This window comes from Micromonospora sp. LOL_023 (genome assembly GCF_048060115.1).
Classification (GTDB): domain Bacteria; phylum Actinomycetota; class Actinomycetes; order Mycobacteriales; family Micromonosporaceae; genus Micromonospora_E.
In genome coordinates this window covers 1-2530 of record NZ_JBHMIM010000144.1, presented here as the reverse complement: position 1 = coordinate 2530, position 2530 = coordinate 1, and the positions used below count along the sequence as shown (strand labels likewise).

The following is a 2530-nucleotide window of genomic DNA, read 5'->3' as shown; positions in this document are numbered from 1 at the left end:
CCACTCGATGATGTGTGACGAGTACAGGCCTTCCCGGCGCAGGATCGCGCCTTTCTCGCCGTTCGGGGCGTGGCGACCATCGCGAGCTTGTACTCCGGGCTGAAGACCCGCCGCGACGGCTTCGGCGCCGGGTCGGCCCCGCTGCCGGTGGCCGGCTGCTTGCCAGATGAAGTGGACACGTACACAAGGATCTCCGATCCCCCGTCCTCAGGTCAGCACCCCACTCACACGGGGTGTCTCACACCATCCTGACCGAGAGGGGTGCGCCTCGACGGCGACGCCCCGCTCACCGGCGCATACGTCAGAATCCACAGCGTCGTGCAGATCCTGGACTGGACCGCACTACGCGACAACCACGGCTTCGTCTCGCACACCACCATGAACGCCGTCGACACAGCGCTTCGTGAGTTCCTGGAACTGCCGTGACCATCGACGTACCCGGACGGATCTTGGTCACGCCGATCACCGGTGGAGGGGTGCGGCACCGCTCCGGCCGCAGGCGCGGCAAGCTCAACCAGCCCAACCGCGCTCGGATGCCGCAACCGAACGAACACGCCTGCCGTCCAGCACCAGGGTCGCGAACCGGCAAGTCGCACCAACAACGACGGCTTCGCCGCGGTCTACAGGCACCTGAACCCGCAGGCCAACAGCCGGAATTCAGCCGGAAGGTCCGCGACGTAGCGCAGGCCGTTGTCGACCGAGCGGCTGAGAAGCTGTCCGCGGGCCCCGCGAGGTATCACCGCCGGAAACCCGGCGTCAGGCGACGGCGTCGTCCGGAACACCTCGCGGGACACGCCCGCTGGTCGTCGGTCGCTCAGCCCGCGAGCGCGGTGAGCTCGTCCACCTCGGCCGGGGTCAGGGTCAGCTCGGCCGAGGCCAGATTCTCCCGCAGGTGCGCCACCGAGCTGGTACCCGGGATGACCAGGGTGGCCGGCGAGTAGGCCAGCAACCAGGCCAGGGCCACCTGCGGCCGGGTGGCCTCGTGCTCCTTGGCGATGCGGTCGAGCGTCGCCTCCTGGACATCGTTGAGGCCCATGCCCGGTGGGATCTGGGACTTGTCGAGGTCAGGGCGGAACATGCCGGCGGCCAGCGGGAAGTAGGGCGCGAAGACGATGCCGTTGTCGGCGCAGATCTGCAGGACTTCGGCACTGCCGCGATCGATGAGGTGGAACCTGTTCTGCACGGCGGCGATGGGCGCGATCGACCGGGCCTGCTCAAGCTGCTCGACGGTGACACCGCTGAGGCCCAGGTTGCGGATGAGGCCCTTGCGGTGCAGCTCGGCCAGCGCCTCCAGGGACTCGGCGAAGGGTACCTCGTCGGGGAAGAGCAGGCCGTCGCCGCCGACCCGCAGGTAGACTAGGTCGAGGCGGTTCTGGCCGAGCCGGCTCAGGTTTTCCTCGACCTGCTCACGGAGCTGTTCCGGGGAGGCCGCGGCGTTCCAAGCGCGCCACTCGTCGCGGACCACGCCGACCTTGGTACCGATTACGACGTGGTCAGGGTAGGGGTGCAGTGCCTCGCGGATCAGGTCGTTGGCCACGTGCGGGCCGTAGAAGCCGGCGGTGTCGATGTAGTCGACGCCCAACTCGATCGCGGTGCGCAGGACGGCGATGGCGGCGTCCTTGTCGGCGGGCGGACCCCATGAACCCGGGCCGGGGAGCTGCATGGCGCCGAAGCCGAGGCGGGCCACGTGCTTCTTGCCGATCGTCAGATGGCCCGCGCTGGCGGTTGGCTTGTTGTCTGTAGTCACTTCTTCTCCTCTTGCTGGGCGCGCAGCAGGGCCGCAGCGCGGGTTTTCAGTCGGGCCTGGATGGAAATGGTCGTGACGCCGCCGGAGGGGTGGCGTTCGAGCTTTTTGCGCACGACCAGGTCGTGCACCCCTTGACGGCTGATGCCGAGCATGGCGCCCGCCTCCGCGTAGGACACCGACTCGGCGCTCGGGTGGCCGACGAGACGGACCACGATCTGTCCCAAGGGGGTGGCCCACCAGGTGGCTGTCGGCCGGAACGGCTCGTCGCTGGGGTACAGCGTGGAGACCAGCCGGATCGCGACGCGGGCAGCCCGCTGCTCGTTGTGGTCCAGCAGTTGGTCGGCCATCGTGGCGGACAGGGTGGTGACGCGCTCGCGGACGTCGGCCAGATCGGACTCCAGCAGGATTTCCAGGGGATCCAGCAGGCGGGAGGCGATCAGACCGGCCAGATGGGCCGCGAGTTCGTCGCGTTCGCTCGCATGTCGCATGACAAGCCCCTTCGGCTACGGGATGCCTATCGTCCGCTACTTGGCAGCAAGTGTCAAGTAGCCGCGAGCAGGCCTGCCTTGGCCGCCTGGATGCCGGCCTGGAAACGCGACTCGGCGTTCAGCCGCTCCATCAGCGTCGCCACGTGACGCCGGTAGGTGCGTACCGATATGCGGAGCTCGCGGGCAGTCGCCTCGTCCTTGTAGCCGGCGGCGAGCAGCCGGACTGGGCCTGACCCGGTTTGACGGACATCCCAGCTCAGAGGGGCTGTGTGCTCCTCGGGAGGATGTTCATCAT

General features: G+C 68.3%; 4 protein-coding genes. 1 reads left to right on the top strand and 3 read right to left on the bottom strand.

The genetic code is table 11. The annotated features are described in order from the left end of the window. Positions 1 to 261 precede the first annotated feature (261 nt). Positions 262 to 426 (top strand): hypothetical protein, encoded by a 165-nt coding sequence (locus ACFHVL_RS31115; RefSeq protein ID WP_416632187.1) that lies wholly within the window; start codon positions 262 to 264, stop codon positions 424 to 426. 388 nt (positions 427 to 814) lie between these two features. Here the strand turns inward: ACFHVL_RS31115 and ACFHVL_RS31110 are convergent, their stop codons facing one another. The 3 genes from ACFHVL_RS31110 to ACFHVL_RS31100 form a co-directional block, all read right to left on the bottom strand. Further along, entirely contained in the window at positions 815 to 1747 is a 933-nt protein-coding gene (locus tag ACFHVL_RS31110) for an oxidoreductase (RefSeq protein WP_416583157.1), read from the bottom strand. Continuing rightward, positions 1744 to 2235 (bottom strand): hypothetical protein, encoded by a 492-nt coding sequence (locus ACFHVL_RS31105; RefSeq protein ID WP_416632185.1) that lies wholly within the window; start codon positions 2233 to 2235, stop codon positions 1744 to 1746. The genes ACFHVL_RS31110 and ACFHVL_RS31105 overlap by 4 nt, the downstream gene beginning before the upstream one ends. Positions 2236 to 2288: 53 nt before the next feature. After that, a partial coding sequence (locus tag ACFHVL_RS31100) for a response regulator transcription factor (RefSeq protein ID WP_416632184.1) occupies positions 2289 to 2530 on the bottom strand: 242 nt, incomplete at its 5' end.

What these genes read in the sequence shown, in the direction of transcription:
- ACFHVL_RS31105 (WP_416632185.1), bottom strand. Translation starts at nt 2,235, where the DNA reads ATGCGACATGCGAGCGAACGCGACGAACTCGCGGCCCATCTGGCCGGT.